At 61.8% G+C, this 16569-nt stretch carries 15 protein-coding genes and 1 tRNA gene; 10 read left to right on the top strand and 6 right to left on the bottom strand.

Features of this window, described 5'->3' with window-relative positions:
• The first annotated feature begins 4 nt into the window (after positions 1 to 4).
• From V3C40_RS06260 to V3C40_RS06250, 3 genes are all read left to right on the top strand, one after another.
• Positions 5 to 700, top strand: coding sequence for a hypothetical protein (locus V3C40_RS06260; RefSeq protein ID WP_331776900.1), 696 nt, complete (start codon positions 5 to 7; stop codon positions 698 to 700).
• Between the two features lie 104 nt (positions 701 to 804).
• A complete protein-coding gene (locus V3C40_RS06255) occupies positions 805 to 1536 on the top strand; it encodes a BON domain-containing protein (RefSeq protein ID WP_331776899.1) in 732 nt (243 codons plus the stop codon).
• Between the two features lie 156 nt (positions 1537 to 1692).
• Positions 1693 to 2985 (top strand): MFS transporter, encoded by a 1293-nt coding sequence (locus V3C40_RS06250; protein ID WP_331776898.1) that lies wholly within the window; start codon positions 1693 to 1695, stop codon positions 2983 to 2985.
• A 59-nt stretch (positions 2986 to 3044) separates the two neighbouring features.
• Here the strand turns inward: V3C40_RS06250 and V3C40_RS06245 are convergent, their stop codons facing one another.
• Positions 3045 to 5192: a S9 family peptidase gene (locus V3C40_RS06245; protein ID WP_331776897.1), complete on the bottom strand. Its 2148-nt coding sequence runs from the start codon at positions 5190 to 5192 to the stop codon at positions 3045 to 3047.
• Positions 5193 to 5367: 175 nt separating this feature from the next.
• Between V3C40_RS06245 and V3C40_RS06240 the strand changes: the two genes are divergently transcribed.
• Positions 5368 to 6414: a lysozyme inhibitor LprI family protein gene (locus V3C40_RS06240; protein WP_331776896.1), complete on the top strand. Its 1047-nt coding sequence runs from the start codon at positions 5368 to 5370 to the stop codon at positions 6412 to 6414.
• 3 nt (positions 6415 to 6417) lie between these two features.
• Complete coding sequence (locus V3C40_RS06235; RefSeq protein ID WP_219327671.1) at positions 6418 to 6921, top strand: hypothetical protein; 504 nt, start codon at positions 6418 to 6420, stop codon at positions 6919 to 6921.
• On the opposite strand, the gene V3C40_RS06230 is transcribed toward V3C40_RS06235, so the two are convergent.
• The 5 genes from V3C40_RS06230 to V3C40_RS06210 all read right to left on the bottom strand — a co-directional run bounded on the left by V3C40_RS06230 (position 6922) and on the right by V3C40_RS06210 (position 10787).
• Positions 6922 to 7326 carry a hypothetical protein gene (locus V3C40_RS06230; protein ID WP_331776895.1) on the bottom strand — a complete coding sequence of 135 codons (405 nt, stop codon included), beginning with the start codon at positions 7324 to 7326 and terminating at the stop codon, positions 6922 to 6924.
• A 104-nt stretch (positions 7327 to 7430) separates the two neighbouring features.
• Positions 7431 to 7506, bottom strand: a tRNA-Lys gene (locus V3C40_RS06225).
• 68 nt (positions 7507 to 7574) lie between these two features.
• Positions 7575 to 9341 carry a GspE/PulE family protein gene (locus V3C40_RS06220; protein WP_331776894.1) on the bottom strand — a complete coding sequence of 589 codons (1767 nt, stop codon included), beginning with the start codon at positions 9339 to 9341 and terminating at the stop codon, positions 7575 to 7577.
• Positions 9342 to 9388: 47 nt separating this feature from the next.
• Positions 9389 to 10177: a spermidine synthase gene (locus V3C40_RS06215; protein WP_331776893.1), complete on the bottom strand. Its 789-nt coding sequence runs from the start codon at positions 10175 to 10177 to the stop codon at positions 9389 to 9391.
• Between the two features lie 97 nt (positions 10178 to 10274).
• Positions 10275 to 10787, bottom strand: a complete 513-nt coding sequence (locus tag V3C40_RS06210; protein WP_034785134.1) for a glycine zipper 2TM domain-containing protein — start codon at positions 10785 to 10787, stop codon at positions 10275 to 10277.
• 401 nt (positions 10788 to 11188) lie between these two features.
• Between V3C40_RS06210 and V3C40_RS06205 the strand changes: the two genes are divergently transcribed.
• The 5 genes from V3C40_RS06205 (at position 11189) to V3C40_RS06185 (ending at position 16519) form a co-directional block, all read left to right on the top strand.
• Positions 11189 to 11587: a barstar family protein gene (locus V3C40_RS06205; protein ID WP_034747450.1), complete on the top strand. Its 399-nt coding sequence runs from the start codon at positions 11189 to 11191 to the stop codon at positions 11585 to 11587.
• Between the two features lie 156 nt (positions 11588 to 11743).
• A complete protein-coding gene (gene purN / locus V3C40_RS06200; protein ID WP_034747453.1) occupies positions 11744 to 12352 on the top strand; it encodes a phosphoribosylglycinamide formyltransferase in 609 nt (202 codons plus the stop codon).
• Between the two features lie 21 nt (positions 12353 to 12373).
• Positions 12374 to 13693 carry an RsmB/NOP family class I SAM-dependent RNA methyltransferase gene (locus V3C40_RS06195; RefSeq protein ID WP_072455489.1) on the top strand — a complete coding sequence of 440 codons (1320 nt, stop codon included), beginning with the start codon at positions 12374 to 12376 and terminating at the stop codon, positions 13691 to 13693.
• A gap of 125 nt (positions 13694 to 13818) precedes the next feature.
• A complete protein-coding gene (locus V3C40_RS06190; protein WP_072455487.1) occupies positions 13819 to 15177 on the top strand; it encodes a mechanosensitive ion channel family protein in 1359 nt (452 codons plus the stop codon).
• 172 nt (positions 15178 to 15349) lie between these two features.
• Positions 15350 to 16519 carry a DesA family fatty acid desaturase gene (locus tag V3C40_RS06185; RefSeq protein WP_374106827.1) on the top strand — a complete coding sequence of 390 codons (1170 nt, stop codon included), beginning with the start codon at positions 15350 to 15352 and terminating at the stop codon, positions 16517 to 16519.
• Positions 16520 to 16569: the final 50 nt, after the last annotated feature.

Here is a 16569-nt window from a genome sequence, read left to right as displayed (position 1 = left end):
TCCCATGTTGAAACTGTTCCCGCTGTTAAGTGTGTCCCTTGCTTTGCCTGCCGTGGCTGCCGCCCAGCTCACCGATCTGGAAACCCGCTGGCTGCAGGCGGGCCAACCCGTCATCGCGTTTGCACGTGCGCAAGGCTTGCCCATCGATATCATCGTGCAGCCGCAGGATGCGCCCGGCGCCGTGCCGCTGGCGCTGGGCTACGAAGCAGGGCGCTGCAAGCTGGTGCTGTCCTTGCGCGGCAATGCGCAGGCGGACAGTGTCTTGCAGGGCGTGCCGGCCGCGCGCCACGGCCTGATGATGGAAGCGATGACGGCGCATGAGATCGGCCACTGCCAGCGCTATGCACAGGGCGACTGGCATGCTTTGCCACGCGGCTTTGTCGAGCCGCGCAGCATGCAGCGCGGCAAGTTGACACCGCTGGCGCAGGAGTTGCGCGAGACGCGCCGCGAAGAGGGCTATGCGGACCTCGTGGCGCTGGCGTGGATGCATGGGCGCCACCCGGGGCAGTACCGGCATGTGCTGGCCTGGATGCGCAGCGTGCGCGATGGCGGCGAGGCTGCGGGCGGCGGTGCAGGCGGTTCCCACGCCACGCAGGCATGGCTGGCGCTGGCCGATGGCGCCGGTGTATTTGATGGGCCCGCTTCAATATTTGAACAGGCGCAAGTATTGTGGCGAAAAGGCTTGAGCGGCGACAAATAAACGATGATTTTTATGTGAATGAACGGTCAGCGTGTGCTGTCGCACGGAGCTTTGCTTCCGGCAGGGGTCTAATCTGGGCATCAACTAACCAGAGAGGAACCATCATGAACAAAATGATCGCACTCATGCTGGCCGCCAGTGCCAGCGCCCTGCTTGCCGCCACGCCAGCGTATGCGCAGGATGCCTCGTACAAGAGTTTGACGGACAAGGCAACGGCCGACTACAAGCAGGCCAAGGCCGCCTGTGACGCCCAGAGCGGCAACGCGAAAAAGGTCTGCGTGGAAGAAGCCAAGGTGGCGCGCGCCAAGGCCGAATCGGATGCCGTGGCGCAATACCGCAACACGCCGCGCGAACTGGGCAAGGCCCGCAAGGACGTCGCCGATGCCGAGTATGACCTGGCCAAGGCCAAATGCGGCGACCGCACCGGCGCCGAGAAAACCACATGCATGAACGATGCCAAGGCAGCGAAAACGGCGGCGCTGGCCGATGCCAACACGGGCGCCCGGGCCGGCACCAACGTGGCGCAGAATGCGCCTGCCACGACGCAGGAAAACTGCGACGCCATGGATGCGACGGCCAAGGCCGCCTGCGTGACGCGCAACGCGGCCGGCAGCACCAAGACGGCCGTGGCCGACTCCGTCATCACCACGAAAATCAAGGCTGACCTCGTCAAGGACAATGACTTGAAAGCGCTCGACGTCCACGTGGAAACGGTGAACGGCGTCGTCATGCTCAGCGGCTTCGTGCCTTCGCAGGCGCAAGTGCAGAAAGCCGCCGACCTGGCCCGTGGCGTGGAAGGCGTGACGGATGTGAAGAATGGCTTGAAGGTGAAATAAGCCCATTCCGCACATGTCTCAAAACGAGGACTGGAGCCGCACGCAGCAGTGTGGCTCCAGTTTTTTTTGATTGTATAAATTACGATCATAATATAACATGAGAAAAATCCTGTCGGCTGGCACTGATCGGCATCTACTTTTTCTCATGAGGAATGCATGCTTTCCTATCCCTTTTCGCAATGGCTGGAGCGGCGCGGCGTGCACTTTGCCTGGGTCATCGTCGCCATCACTTTCCTCACGGCATTAACCTCGTCCGCCGCGCTGGGCTTGCCGGGAGCGTTGATGCAGCCTCTGAGCCGCGAGTTCGGCTGGGATGCCGAGCAGATTTCCTCGGCCCTGGCCGTGCGCTTCGTGCTGTTCGGTTTGATGGGGCCGTTTGCCGCCATCCTGATGGAACGCTTCGGCTTGCGCAACGTCATCTGCGTGGCCCTGGGCCTGATCGCTGCCGGCATGCTGCTGGCCACGCGCATGACGCAGTTCTGGCATCTGGTGGCCTTGTGGGGCATCCTGCTGGGTCTCGGCTCGGGCATGACGGCGCTGGTCTTGAGCGCCGTGGTGGCGAACCGCTGGTTCGAGACGCACCGGGGCCTGGTGGTGGGCGTGCTGACGGCCAGTTCGGCCACGGGCCAGCTGCTGTTCCTGCCCGTGGGCGCCTGGCTGATCGAACACTACGGCTGGCGCACGGCCGTCATGCCCGTGTTCGTCGCCTGCGCCCTCGTCGCCGTGCTGGCCTTCCTGTGCATGCGCAACCGTCCGCAGGATATCGCCTTGCGTCCCTACGGCGCCGATCCAGCCACGCCTTTGGTGGCGCCAGTGGCCGCAAAAATGACGTTTGCCACGCCGTTCGTGATCCTGCGCAGCGTGGCGGGGAACCGCACTTTCTGGATACTCTTCGGCACCTTCTTCATCTGCGGCCTCAGCACCAATGGTTTGATCCAGACGCACTTCATTTCCCTATGCGGCGACTCGGGCCTGTCCGCTGTGCCGGCCGCGTCCGTGCTGGCCATGATGGGCGCGTTCGACCTGTTCGGCACGATCTTGTCCGGCTGGCTGTCGGACCGCTATGACAACCGCAAACTGCTGTTCTGGTATTACGGCTTGCGGGGCTTGTCGCTGTTCTGGCTGCCGTATTCGGAATTCACCTTGTACGGCCTGTCGCTGTTCGCCATGTTCTATGGCCTCGACTGGATCGCCACCGTGCCGCCGACCGTCAAACTGGTGGGGGCCACGTTCGGCCGGGAGCGAGCGGGCATGGTGTTCGGCTGGATTTTCGCCGGCCACCAGCTGGGCGCCGCCGTGGCCGCCTATGGCGCGGGCCGCATCCGCACCTTGATGCTGACCTACAACCCGGCCCTGTTCGCGGCCGGCGCCGCCTGCCTCGTGGCCGCGCTGATGGTGCTGGCGATCCAGCGCCAGAAGGCGGCCGTGAGCGCCGCGCAAGCGGCATGAAAAAAACCAGGCCCGCGTGTGCGGAGCCTGGCTTCTGTTTATCAAGAACGTTTCAGGATTTATTTGAGATATTTAGCCAGCCATCCTTCGACTTCGCTATAGAAGAAGCGGCTGTTCTCGCCCTTCAAGATCCAGTGGTTTTCGTCCGGGAACACCAGCAATTTCGCCGGCACGTTCAGGCGCTGTTGCACGGCAAAGTTCATCAAGGCGTTGTTGGCCGGCACGCGGTAGTCGAGCTCGCCCACGGTGATCAGGATCGGGGTCGTGAAACCCGTGCCTTTTTCGTGGTTGCCCGCTTGCATGATGGGGCTTTGCTCGCGCCACACGGGCAAGTTCGACCAGACGGGGCCGCCCGCATTCGTTTCACGGCCGAAGCCGCCATCGCTGGTGCCCCACTGCATGATCAGGTCCATTTCGCCCGCGTGCGAGACGATGGCCTTGTAGCGCGTGGTGGTTGCCTGCAGCCAGTTGGCCAGGTGGCCGCCATAGCTGGCGCCGCCGGCGGCCAGTTTCGTGCCATCGATGAATGGGTATTTCTTGATGGCTTCATCGACGCCCTGGTTGACTTCATCGCCCGGACCCTTCAAGGGGTCGAATTGAATCGAGCGCGAGAATTCCTCGCCATAGCCGGTGGAACCCTTGTAGTCGGTCAGCAGCACGACATAGCCTGGCTTGGCCAGCAAGTGATAGTTCCAGCGCAGCACGAACTGGTCGCGCCACATGCTGGCCGCGCCACCATGGATGACGGTAAACAGCGGGTATTTCTTGTTCGGATCGAAATTGGCCGGCTTGACGAGCATATTGTGGATCTTGCGGCCGTCCGCCGTCGTGAACCAGAAGTGCTCGGGAGCCTGCCAGTCGATTTTATCGGCCTTGTCCGTGTTGAATGACGTCAGGCGCTTCGGCTGCTTGCCGTTGAAGGCATAGATTTCCGGCGGGTTGATGGACGACTCCCACACACCGACCAGGGCCTTGCCGCCGCTGCTCAGCGAGTTGATGGTACCCGTCGGCAAGGATGGCTCCTCGCGCACGTCGCCACCCCTGGCGTCGATCGAGTACAGCTTTTCCAGGCCCGCATGTTCATAGCTGAAGAGGACGCGCTTGCCGCCTTCGGGCAGCACGAAGCGGGAGATTGAACGGTCCAGCTTGGCTGTAAGGATGGTCGGGACAGGGTTGCTCATCGGCCAGGCGAAACTGGCCAGGCGCTTCACGTCATACACCTTGCCTGGCGTTTCCGCGTCGCTCAGGGCGAACAGGGTCTTGCCGTCGGCCGCGAATTTCAGGCTGCCATAGCTGTGCTTGTCTTGCGTCAAGCGCTGCGCTTCGCCACCGGCCACGGGCAGCAGATACAGTTGCGAGACGACGGCTTCGCGCTGGGCCGCGTCGCGGTTGGTGGCAGCGTTGAAGACGACAGCCTTGCCGTCCGGCGTCCAGACGGCGTCCAGTGATTGTCCTTCGTCGCCCTGGCCGCCGCCAAAGCCCGGCAGGGCGGCCAGTTGCGTGCCCGACAGGATGTCGCGCGGCTTGGCGTCCGCTTGCGCATCAACGACGAACAGGCGCACCTGCTTGTCGGTCAGCCATTTGTCGAAATAGCGCGGTGCCGTCGTTTCATACGAGCGGGCGCTGACTTTGCGCTCCTTGCGTTCTTTCGCGCTTTGCTTGACGTCGGCTTCCGTCTTGTTGCCTGGATAGATATCGCTGATGAACAGCAACTGCTTGCCGTCCGGGCTCCATTTCGGCATGCGCGCGCCCAGGGTGAGCGAGGTCAGGCGTTGCGCTTCGCCGCCGGCTGCCACGTCGAGGCGGTAGATTTGGCCCGCGTCATCGCCGTCGCGCTTGGCAACGAAGACCAGCTGGCGGCTGTCCGGCGACCAGGCCACGGCGCTTTCGCCGCCCTTGGAATAGCTCAGGCGGCGTGCGGGGCTGTCGTCAAGCAGCGACTTGATCCACAGGTCCGACCATTGCTCTTGGCTAGAGTAGGCGCTGTCGACCACGGAAAACACGGCCCACTTTCCATCGGGGCTGGCGACGGGCGCGCCCACCCGTTTCATCAGCCACACGTCTTCATGCGTAATGGCGTGTCTGGCCTGCGTTTGCGTAGCGGCAACTGGGGTGGTGGCTTTGGTATCGGCGGCCTGGGCCAGCGAGGCACAGGCCGCTGCGATCAGCAGGGAGCCGAGGGAACGGCGAAGACGGGGTGAGGTCATGGGCGTGGTCCGGAGTAGTGAAAAAAGTACAGCGGGCAACATTATTGCCCATGCTTTCCTGCACTGCCAAGGCTGGGTACCGTTACTTACCAAGAGGGATGGTCACGTATCGGGCGGACGCGCCATGGCTGATCAGTTAAACTTGTTCTTTTACTGACGCTACCTTCGGCCGGCCATGAAAATTAGTCTACCCTTATTGAAAACGATATTGCTGGGCGCGAGCTGCCTGCTGGCGGCCCCGGTTTTTGCCGCCGCACCCGCTCCCTACCCGAACACGAGCGCCATGGGCGTCGGTCACGCGGAAAGCACGGCCTGGTATGCAGGCTGCTTGAAGGTCAAGGATGCGGCGCCGCCGCCCGCCGACCTGCCGGCGCCATCGGCCGTGGCGTCCCTGCAGCAATGCCAGGCAACGGACCTGTATTACGATACCAAGAGTATGTCCTCGCCCAAGCCGGCCGACTGGCGTCCCGTGCGCCAATGCGCCATGGCTACGCAAAACAGCGCCGTCCTGATGATGCTGTACCAGAATGGACAGGGCGTGCAAAAAGACCCGTTGCTGGCGCTCAAGTATGCGTGCAGCATCGATGCGGCGCCCGCCGAGATGCGGGGCCGTATCGAGCACTTGCAGCAGATCAATGCCAGCGGACGCGGCATGATCGACCTGTGCGACGACATCACGAGCGGCTACATGATGGGCGTGTGCAGCGCCATCGATGCGCGCCAGAAACAAAGAGTGCGCGGGCAGGCGACAGCCAAAGTCAGCGAAGCAATGCCGGCCGTGGCGCAAGCGTCGCTGCAAAAGCTGCAGGCGGCGGCAAGCAAGTTTGCCGATGCGCGTGCGGCCAATGAAACGGACTTGAGCGGCACGGCGCGCGCCGCCCTGAGCATCGCCGCCCGTACGGCCGAGCTCGATTTGCTGGCGCACGATCTGCGCGAATACGAAGCGGGCAAGCTGCCGGCCAGCATGTCAAAGGAACAGGCTGCAGCGCTGGACAAGGAGCTCAACGCCATCTACGGCAAGCTGATGAAAAAGCCGGCGCAAACCCATGCGGGCGCCGTGAGCAAGGATGGCATCCGCGCCACCCAGCGCCTGTGGCTCGCGTACCGCGATGCCTGGATGAACTTTGGCGCCGTGCGCTATCCATCCGTGACGAGCGAGACCTGGGCCGGCCGGCTGACGTCGCGGCGCAATGTACAACTGCAAGACTTGCTGGAGAACTAAAACATGCGGGAAGCGTACTACCACGAAGACGATTTTTGCATGATCGAACTGCTGCCGCTCGATAACTTGCAGCACTGTCTGACGCAGATGGGCGAGCAAGAGGCGTTTGCCGACGCGCACCGCAGCGGCGCCGGCTGGACGCAGATGTACGTGCCCGAGGCGCCGCCGTCGCAGATGGGCGCGCTGGGCCTCACGATGGAACAGCTGCGGCTGGCGCTGGCGGACGCCTTGCCGCCGTATGACGCCGTCTACACGGGCTACAGCACGTACCGCGTGGAATGCAAGAACGTGCTGGCCTTTGGTGGCGAGAACACGGAGACCCTGTTTGCCGGCCTGGACGACAAGGGCATCGTGTGCGACCTGTGGTGCAGCGACGCCATGCCCGAGCTATTGCTGCTGCCCTTGAAAGAGCAGTTGCTGCTGGCCGACTGGGGCGCGGGGTTTGCGTGTCCGCTATCCGATGGGGAATTGTTTGCCCGCTATCTGCAGGAGTATGAACTGGACTGATTACTCGCAGGCGATGGCGTTCGGCTGCGCCACTTTGACCACCGACGCCAGGCGCGCCATGTCGTTGCCGTCGCCTTGCTCCACATACGGTTGATAGCTGTCGATGACGATGCGCGCACGCGCCTGCCAGCCGCAATTGTCGGCCTGGCCTGCGGGCACGCGCAGCAGCCGGCGCGCCTCGCCATCGTTGGAAAAACAGAACCACACATCGTGCGTGGCGGCAGGCCGGGGCAGACGGCCCCACTGCGCCTTGTCGGGCGCGAAGCAGACGCGCTTGCCGATGATCTCCAAGCTCATCTCGTCCGTGCGCGCACTGTACTGGCCGTCGAGCACGATCGGTGTTTGCGTTTGCGCGTGGGCGGACAGGCAGGCGGTGGCCAGGAGGAGGGTGGCAGCAAGTTTCATGCGTTTCTTTCAGGGCTGGCAAGACGAAGTGCCAGTATAACCGTGGGGGCCGGAAACGAAAAAAGCCCATCCGTGAGGATGGGCTTTTTAGTACTGCGCATTCGTGGTAGGCCGTGCGGGATTCGAACCTGCGACCAACGGATTAAAAGTCCGCTGCTCTACCAGCTGAGCTAACGACCCGAAAGAGGCCGCATTATATATCAGTTGAAAAAGAATGCCAAGCATTCCTGTGAGAAAGTGCTGGTCGGCTAGTGCAGGGCAGCCGTGAGTTTCAGCACTTCGTCGATGCTGGTCGTGCCATCGATGATTTTACGTGCGCCGGCGATGCGCAGCGGCGTCATGCCGTCGAGGATGCTCTGGCGGCGCAGCGCGTGCAGGTCGGCGCCGGCCTTGACCAGCTGGCCGAACGTTTCCGTCACGCTCAGCAGTTCGTAGATGCCGGCACGCCCCAGGTAGCCGCTGTGCCGGCACAGGGCGCAACCGACGGGGCGGTACCCGGCGGCCGGCCGCTCCAGCTGGCCGCCCGTCAGGCGTTGCCATGTCGCGGCGTCGGGGGCGTCGTCCAGCTGTTTGCAGCCCGCGCACAGGCAGCGCAGCAATCGCTGCGCCAGCACGCCGATCAGGCACGCTTCCAGCAGATAGGCGGGCACGCCCAGTTCCAGCAGGCGCATGACGGCCGAGGGCGCGTCATTGGTGTGCAGGGTCGACAGTACCAGGTGGCCCGTCAGCGCTGCCTGGATGGCCATCTCGGCCGTGGCCAGGTCACGGATTTCTCCCACCATGATGATGTCGGGATCTTGCCGCATCAGTGCCCGCACGCCATCGGCAAACGACAGTTCGATGCCGGCCTGGGTTTGCACCTGCATCTGGTTGAAGGCCGGTTCGACCATTTCGATGGGGTCTTCCACCGTGCACACATTGACTTCGCTGCTGGCCAGCGCCTTCAAGGTGCTGTACAGCGTGCAGGTCTTGCCCGAGCCGGTGGGGCCCGTCACCAGCACGATGCCGTGCGTGCGCGCCGTCAGCTGGCGCCAGCGTTCGGCATCCGCCGGCGGAAAGCCCAGGTCAAACAGGCTCTTGACGGCCACTTCCGGGTCGAAGATGCGCATGACGAGCTTTTCGCCGAAGGCCGTGGGCAAGGTCGACAGCCGCAGTTCGACTTCCTGGCCCTGCGCATTGCGCGTCTTGATGCGGCCATCTTGCGGGCGGCGCTTTTCCACCACGTCCATGCGCCCGAGTAACTTGATGCGCGCCGTCATGGCCAGCAGCACGACGGGCGGCAATTGATAGGCCTGGTGCAGGCGGCCGTCGATGCGCAGGCGTACGAGGCCCGCGTCGCGCTTCGGTTCCAGATGGATGTCGGAAGCGCGCTGGGCAAACGCGTATTGCCACAGCCAGTCGACGATGCGCACGACGTGCTGGTCGTTGGCGTCGAGGCTGCTCTTGTTGCGCCCCAGTTCCACCAGTTGTTCGAAATTGTGGCGCAGCGCCAGGTCTTGCGTGGACGCTTGCCGGGCTACCTTGACGGAACTGGCCAGGCTGAAAAATTGCGCGATGGCGTCGGCGATGTGCAGCGGGTTGGCGATGACCAGGCTCAGCTTGCGTGGCGCAAGATTCCCCAGCTGCGCCTGCCAGGCGAGCGCATACGGCTGGGCCGTGGCGATGACGATGCGGTCAAGCGTGCTTTCCACGGGCAGGATGTTGAAACGGGCCGCATAGCCGGCCGTCATGACGTCGGCCACCTGGCTGAAATCGATGTGCAGGGGATCGATGCGCACATACGGCAAGCTTGAACGTTGCGCCAGCCACGCGCACAGGGTGTCGAGCGTGAGTGCGCCGTGGGCGATGCTGCACAGCGGATGCAAGGCCGGCGCCGGCAGCAGGGCGGCCTGGGTGCCGATGGCGGCCGCCTGCACCGCATCGAGCAAGCCGTCTTCCTGCAGCCAGGCCAGCAGTTGCGGCAGTTCCAGCGGCGTGTCGGGCGAGGTGGAAGAGGGGGGAGGGGAAGCGGGCATGGCCGGCGCCTTTCCAGGCTGCCGGCCTTGCCTGGACAGGCCGGCGGTTACAGGGTGCTGACGATGCCCTTGACCCAGGATTTGGCGGGCAGCTTGGTCTCGGCGACGATCTGCTTGGCGCGCTCGAGCAGGGCGGCTTGCGCTTCGGCATCGAGTGCCACTTTCGTCTTGAACGCGATCGCCACCACGTTCCCATCATGGACTTCCGGCAGGCAGATCACCTGTTCAAACGCAAACTTCATCGCCTTGATGTTTTTCGCGTAGCTGGGATGGTCGCCAAACAGGTTGACCGTCATGATGCCGTGCGGCGCCAGGCAGGCGCAGCAGGCGGTATAGAAATCGGCGCTGTCGAGCACGGGACCGCGCGCCGTGGCGTCATACAAGTCCACCTGCAGGGCGTCCAGGGTGCCGTGATTGGCGTCGTCGTGGACGTAGTCGAGCGCATCCATCTCGCGCACGTGCAGGCGCTCGTCGTTGGGCGGCAGCTTGAACATCGATTCGCAGATGGTGATGACGGACGGATTCAGTTCGATGGCCTCGACTTGCGCCTGCGGGAACTGGCGGTAGCAGAACTTGGTCAGCGCGGCCGTGCCCAGACCCAGCTGGGCGAGGCGCTGCGGTTGCTCGATCCACAGCATCCACGCCATCATCTGCTGCGCGTATTCGAGTTCCGGCCAGTCCGGCTTGCGGATGCGCATGGCGCCCTGCACCCATTCCGTGCCGAAATGCAGATAGCGCACGCCATCCATTTCCGACAGGGTGACAGGGGCGTAGCGGGGCTTGCGCGCGGGGCGCGAGGATTCGACTTGTTCGATGGATTTTCGTTTGATAAGCATAAGGCGGCCTGAAAGTGTGCCGCATTATAGCCCGTGCCGGAGCGCCATAAAAAATGCCAGCCGCTGGGGCTGGCATGGTATGGGCCGGTTGCTACTCTTACTGTTGTGCGGGCTCGATCGATACACGCAGACGGATGCGCTCGCCCGGATCGTAGGACATGATGCTCGTGTAGTTGCGGCCGCGGTAGTCGTAGGTGACCTGGTAGCCATTGTTGCGCGATTCCCAGTGGTCGACCTGGCGGCATTGCTTGACGGCTTGTTCCTGCATGCCACCCTGGTAATTGTTCTGGTTGTCGACACGGTCGCCGACGACGGCGCCGGCAATCGCGCCAGCGGCTGCCGCGGCCGTGCGGCCATTGCCGCCACCGACCTGGCTACCGAGCAGGGCGCCAGCGATACCGCCGACGATGGAGCCGCCAGCGCTGCGCTGTTGCGGCGGCGCCTGGACTTGCACGTATTCTGTACGGCATTCCTGGCGTGGACGGTTGATCTGTTCGACTTGCGGCACGACGCGCACGACCTTGCCGAAATCTTCAAAGTCGGCGGCCTGGGCGAGTGGCAATGCACCGATACAAAGGGCTGACATCATCAATTTGGCTTGCAAGTTCATTTGTAACCTCGTTATCTAGAGAATCTTTCAGGGTATTTTTTACAACTTGGGACTATAGTAATCCCGCCAGACCGGGACAAGTGTTTCGGCTGGCAACAAAATGTAACAGCCCAAGTCCCTTGCCCCACAGTCTGTAACATGCACTTTCAATCGATACAAGATGTTGAAATGACTTGAAACCAGCGGTTTGTAACAAATCTTGCGTTTGACATCATATTCGGGTTGATTCATGCAGGACAACACGTTACCCTAATACGCGTATGGCTTATATAAAATCGTACTGAATCGCATAAAAGTTGATACAGATCGAATCACCGCGTGCGCATTGACCCGCGTGCGGGGATGCAATAAGAAGAGCAGCTAGAAGAGATCCATACATAACAGGTCGATTTGAGGGAAAAATGAGTTTGTTACTAACCGTGCCGCCCAACCTTGTCCAGTCCATCCGTGCCTTTCGCGTGACCGAATTACAAGACGAGGCGATCCGTCTCGGGCAGCACTTTTTATATGCGCATTGCAACGCTGGACAGACCAAACAACAAGTCATCGGCATTATTGCAGAAGCATTCCTGTTTCCGAAAAACCTGGCGAAGAATTTCGATGCCTTGCGCCTGTGCCTGACGGACACCATGTTCAAGGCGGGCACGCAGACAGGCTTCCTGGTGGTGCTCGAGCAGTTGCCAAATACGCAAAAATTCGACAAGGAGGCGCGCGAGATCCTGCTCGACGTGTTCCGCGACGCGGCCGACTACTGGGCCGAGAAGAAAGTCCCGTTCCGCGTCTTCTATTCGTTCGAGTAAACACTTACTCTCGTTGTGGTAGCGTAAAATCAGCCTTTTTCCGGCTTGGCAGGCAGCATTGTCCGGCGAAAGCGCTTATTGTGCGAGTATGTTGCGGCGCAACAATATCGCCGGCCTTTCTTGGTTCGCATCGCCATAGCGGGTACAATGCGCGCTATGAAAAATATCGTTATCCTCATTTCCGGACGCGGCAGCAACATGGAAGCGGTCGTACGCGCGGCGCAAGCCGAGCAATGGCCAGCCCGTATTGCCGCCGTCATCAGTAACCGGGCCGATGCCCAGGGATTGGTTTTTGCCGCGGAACATGGGATAGCGACCGCAGTCGTTGCCAACAAGGATTATGCCAGCCGCGAACAGTTCGATGCGGCGCTGCAAGCCGTGATCGACGGTTTTGCCCCCGACCTGGTCGTGCTGGCCGGTTTCATGCGCATCCTGACGCCGCCCTTCGTCGAGCATTACGCGGGGCGCATGCTCAATATCCACCCGTCGCTGCTGCCGCTGTTCCCGGGCATGGCGACACACCGCCAAGCGCTCGAGGCTCGTGTAACGGAACACGGCGCGACCGTGCATTTCGTGACTGCCGAGCTCGATCATGGCCCGGCCGTGGCAAGCGCGAAAGTCCCCGTCTTGCCAGGCGACACAGAAGAGAGCTTATCGGCGCGCGTGCTGGTACAGGAACATCTGCTTTACCCGCGCGCCATCCGCCTGTTCATTGACGATAAACTGTCAGTCGAGCATGGCCAGGTCCGCGTGGACCCTCAATAAAATATTACAGAAAGAATAACAATGAGATTGCCACCAGCGATACTTGCCAATGCTGAAGAAGTATTGCGCGAAATTTTACGTTTCACGGCCCCGGCCGACACCACCCTGTCGCGCTATTTCCGCGACCATCCGCGCCTCGGCTCGCGCGAACGCGGCGCCATCGCCGAAGGCATCTATGCCGTGCTGCGCAACAAATCGTTCTTCACGGACTTCGCCGAAGCGGGCAGTGGCCCGACCATGCGCCGTTTGACCATCCTCGGCCTGGCCGAAGCGGTGGGCGCCGATTCGCTGGGCGGCCTGACGGAAGAAGAAGTGGAATGGCTGGAACGCATCACGCAGATCGACCGCAGCCTGATGCCGTCGAACATGCGCGCCAACATGCCGACCTGGCTGTTCGACAAGCTGATCGCCCAGTTCGGCGAAGCGGAAACTATGAAGCTGGCCGATGCGCTGAACGCGCCGGCGCCGCTGGACTTGCGCGTGAACTCGCTCAAGGCCACGCGTGACGACGTGATGCTGGCCCTGGCCGAAGCGCCGATCCTCAGCACGCCAACGCCGTTCGCGCCGCTGGGTTTGCGCGTGATCAAGAAGCCATCGTTGCAAAACCTGCCCCTGTTCCAGAGTGGCGCCATCGAAGTGCAAGATGAAGGCAGCCAGATCCTGTCGCAAATCGTCGGCGCCAAGCGCGGCGAGATGGTCGTCGATTTCTGTGCCGGCGCGGGCGGCAAGACGCTCGCATTGGGCGCACTGATGCGCAACACGGGCCGTTTGTATGCATTCGACGTGTCTGAAAAGCGTCTGGCCAAGCTGAAGCCGCGCATGGCCCGCAGCGGCCTGTCGAACGTGCATCCGGTGCAGATCGCGCATGAGCGCGATGCCAAGATCAAGCGCCTGGCCGGCAAGATCGACCGCGTGCTGGTCGATGCCCCATGTAGCGGCCTGGGCACCCTGCGCCGCAATCCGGACGTGAAATGGCGCCAGCAGCCGAACTCGATCGTCGAGCTGCAAGCCAAGCAGGCAGCCATCCTGGCCGGCGCGGCACGCCTCGTCAAGGGCGGTGGCCGTCTGGTGTACGCCACCTGCAGCTTCCTGAATGAAGAAAACGATTTTATCGCCGAGCAATTCCTGGCGGCCCATCCGGACTTCACCCTGGTGCCGATGAACAAGGTGCTGGCCGAGCAGAAGATCGAGCTGGAAATGGGAGACTACCTGAAATTGTTGCCGCATTTGCACCAGACCGACGGCTTCTTCGCCGCCGTGTTCGAGCGCAAAGTCATGCCGAAAAAAGTCTACGCCGATGAAAAACCGGCCGACGACGTTGACGCTGAGCCAGCCGAATAAGTTTGTCACCGGCCATCGCCGCAGCATTGCAGCGGTGGCCAAGCACTTGCGCCAGCCAGTCTGGCGCAGGCTGTGGGCACCCCGCCCGTTTGTTTTCCCGCACCACCTTCCAGATTCCATCCGCCATGAATGAAACCCCGCTGCTCAACCTGATCACTGACTTTGTCGACGATTTCCGTCAACCGGCCATCCTGTGGCAGGCGCTGGTCATCGTTGCCTGCCTGGCCCTGAGCTGGCTGCTGGTGCGGCAGTTGCGCGTGTTCCTGCACCAGCGGGCCGAGGCGGCCGCCACGCCGGCCACGCCGGAAACCCTGCAGCGCACCGATAGCTTTATCCGCATCCTGACGCCCGTGCTGGCGGCCATGCTGCTGGGCATTGCGCAGCATTTCCTGGCCAAGTTCCAGTCAGTGAATCTGCTCAGCATCGCCATCCCCCTGTGCACGTCGATGGCGTTGGTGCGCTTCGGTTTTTACGTGCTGCGCCGCATTTTTGCCCGCCATGGCGATATCAGCCCCACCATGTTGCTGCTGGAAAAGATATTCACGGTCGTGGTGTGGGCCGGCATGGCCCTGTACATCACGGGCCTGTGGCCGGAACTGCATACCTTCCTGGAAAGCATCGTCGTGCCGCTGGGACGCAACAAGGTGTCCGTGGCTGCCATCTTGCAAGCCGCTATTTCCGTAGCCGTGCTGCTGGTGCTGGCCATGTGGGCCGGCACTTCGCTCGACGAGCGCCTGATGAAAATGCAGGGCCTGCACACGTCCTTGCGCGTGGTGCTGTCGCGCATGGGCCGCGCCGTGCTGATCCTTGTTTCCGTGCTGGTCAGCCTGTCGCTGGTGGGCATCGACCTGACGGTGCTGTCCGTGTTTGGCGGCGCCTTCGGCGTGGCGCTGGGTTTCGGCTTGCAAAAGATCGCCGCGAACTTCGTCTCCGGTTTCATCATCCTGCTCGACCGCAGCCTCACCATCGGCGACATGATCACGGTCGGTCAATTTACAGGCAAGGTCACGCAGATCAATACGCGCTATACTGTGTTATTGGGTGGCGATGGGGTTGAATCCATCGTGCCCAATGAAATGCTGATTTCCGGCGGCGTGCAGAACATGTCGCTGAGCAACCGCATGGTCTGGCTGTCGACGGCCGTGTCGGTGGGTTACGAAACGGACCTGGACGTCATCTTCCCCTTGCTGGAAGAGGCGACCGCCAAGGTGCCGCGTGTGTCGCAAAGCAATCCGCCATCGGCTACCCTCGTGCGTTTCGGCGCCGACGGCCTTGATGTGCAGATCGGTTTCTGGATCGCGGATCCGGAAAACGGCACGGGCGGCGTGAAGTCGAATGTGAACCGCGCCATCTGGCGCACCTTGCAGGAACATAAGGTCACTGTACCGTTTCCGCAACGCGAATTGCGTATTGTTGGTACGCCTCCTGCCCCGCTCGCCAGCGCGGCAGACGGTGAGTCCGCGCCATCCGGCACCCAGCCTTAACCTCGCTGCCTGCCTCCGATTTTGCCTGATAGCACCCATTAGGGCGTACAATCACGCCTAAAATTAACTCTGCCGGACCTCCAGAGTCACTGGAGCGACCGTGCGCACGCCCTGTCCACTTGGAGTAGTAGTAATGACATTGAGTTCCGTTTTACACGACGTTTTGCAGTTCATGGCAACTGGCATTACCGATCTGTCCGCATGGCAAGTTTTCCTGTATACCATGGTGGTCACCCACATCACGATCGCCAGCGTCACGATTTACCTGCACCGCCACCAGGCCCACCGGGCGTTGGAATTGCATGCGCTGCCCAGCCATTTCTTCCGTTTCTGGCTGTGGCTGACGACGGGCCAGGTCACCAAGGAGTGGGCCGCCATCCACCGCAAGCACCATGCCAAGTGCGATACGGAAGAAGATCCGCACAGCCCCGTGACGCGCGGCATCAAGAAAGTGTTCTGGGAAGGCGCCGAGCTGTACCGCGCTGAATCGAAGAACATGGAAACCATGGCCAAGTACGGCCACGGTACGCCGGCGGACTGGATCGAGCGCAATCTGTACACCAAATACAGCTGGTTGGGCGTGGTCATCCTTTTCTTCGTGAACTTCGCCCTGTTCGGCGTGATCGGCATTTCCGTGTGGGCCGTGCAAATGATGTGGATCCCGATCACGGCGGCCGGCATCATCAACGGCATCGGCCACTACTGGGGCTACCGCAACTACGACTGCGCCGACGCGGCCACCAACATCATTCCCTTCGGCATTTTGATCGGCGGCGAAGAGTTGCACAACAACCATCATACGTATGCGACGTCGGCCAAGCTGTCGTCGAAATGGTATGAAATCGATATCGGCTGGGCATATATCCGCGCGCTGGAAATGCTGGGCCTGGCCAAGGTGAAAAAACTGGCGCCGGAACCGAAGTTCTCGCACGGCAAGCTGGAAGCGGACTTCGAGACCTTGCAGTCCGTCATCGCCAACCGCTATGACGTGATGGCCAAGTATGCAAAATCGATCAAGCATGCCTGGAAGGAAGAGCTGGAACACCTGAAACACAAGGCCGAGCTGGAAAAGCGCTTCCTGAAATCGTCGCGCAAGCTGATGCAGCGCGAACCGGGCAAACTGGCCGATGCGCATCACGAACAGTTGTCGGAACTGTTCCAGCACAGCAAGGCGCTGGAAACCATGCACCACATGCGCGTGGAGCTGGGCGCCATCTGGGAGCGTTCGCACTTTACGCGCGAGCAATTGCTGCAGAAGCTGCAAGACTGGTGCACGCGCGCCGAAGCATCGGGCATCAAGTCGCTGCAGGATTTTTCCTTGCGCCTGCGCAGCTATGCATAAGTAAGCTGCGGTAGCAAATAAAAGCCCTGGTTTCCAGGGCTTTTTTTTCG

The sequence above is a fragment of the Janthinobacterium sp. LS2A genome (assembly GCF_036543145.1).
Taxonomy (GTDB): Bacteria; Pseudomonadota; Gammaproteobacteria; order Burkholderiales; family Burkholderiaceae_D; genus Janthinobacterium; species Janthinobacterium aestuarii.
This window is presented reverse-complemented; position numbering and strand designations above follow the sequence as displayed.

Bases quoted from the DNA above. Each gene is read 5' to 3' on its own strand.
- V3C40_RS06260 (WP_331776900.1), top strand. From the start codon at position 5: ATGTTGAAACTGTTCCCGCTGTTAAGTGTGTCCCTTGCTTTGCCTGCC.
- V3C40_RS06255 (WP_331776899.1), top strand. From the start codon at position 805: ATGAACAAAATGATCGCACTCATGCTGGCCGCCAGTGCCAGCGCCCTG.
- V3C40_RS06250 (WP_331776898.1), top strand. From the start codon at position 1,693: ATGCTTTCCTATCCCTTTTCGCAATGGCTGGAGCGGCGCGGCGTGCAC.
- V3C40_RS06245 (WP_331776897.1), bottom strand. From the start codon at position 5,192: ATGACCTCACCCCGTCTTCGCCGTTCCCTCGGCTCCCTGCTGATCGCA.
- V3C40_RS06240 (WP_331776896.1), top strand. From the start codon at position 5,368: ATGAAAATTAGTCTACCCTTATTGAAAACGATATTGCTGGGCGCGAGC.
- V3C40_RS06235 (WP_219327671.1), top strand. From the start codon at position 6,418: ATGCGGGAAGCGTACTACCACGAAGACGATTTTTGCATGATCGAACTG.
- V3C40_RS06230 (WP_331776895.1), bottom strand. From the start codon at position 7,326: ATGAAACTTGCTGCCACCCTCCTCCTGGCCACCGCCTGCCTGTCCGCC.
- V3C40_RS06220 (WP_331776894.1), bottom strand. From the start codon at position 9,341: ATGCCCGCTTCCCCTCCCCCCTCTTCCACCTCGCCCGACACGCCGCTG.
- V3C40_RS06215 (WP_331776893.1), bottom strand. From the start codon at position 10,177: ATGCTTATCAAACGAAAATCCATCGAACAAGTCGAATCCTCGCGCCCC.
- V3C40_RS06210 (WP_034785134.1), bottom strand. From the start codon at position 10,787: ATGAACTTGCAAGCCAAATTGATGATGTCAGCCCTTTGTATCGGTGCA.
- V3C40_RS06205 (WP_034747450.1), top strand. From the start codon at position 11,189: ATGAGTTTGTTACTAACCGTGCCGCCCAACCTTGTCCAGTCCATCCGT.
- purN (WP_034747453.1), top strand. From the start codon at position 11,744: ATGAAAAATATCGTTATCCTCATTTCCGGACGCGGCAGCAACATGGAA.
- V3C40_RS06195 (WP_072455489.1), top strand. From the start codon at position 12,374: ATGAGATTGCCACCAGCGATACTTGCCAATGCTGAAGAAGTATTGCGC.
- V3C40_RS06190 (WP_072455487.1), top strand. From the start codon at position 13,819: ATGAATGAAACCCCGCTGCTCAACCTGATCACTGACTTTGTCGACGAT.
- V3C40_RS06185 (WP_374106827.1), top strand. From the start codon at position 15,350: ATGGCAACTGGCATTACCGATCTGTCCGCATGGCAAGTTTTCCTGTAT.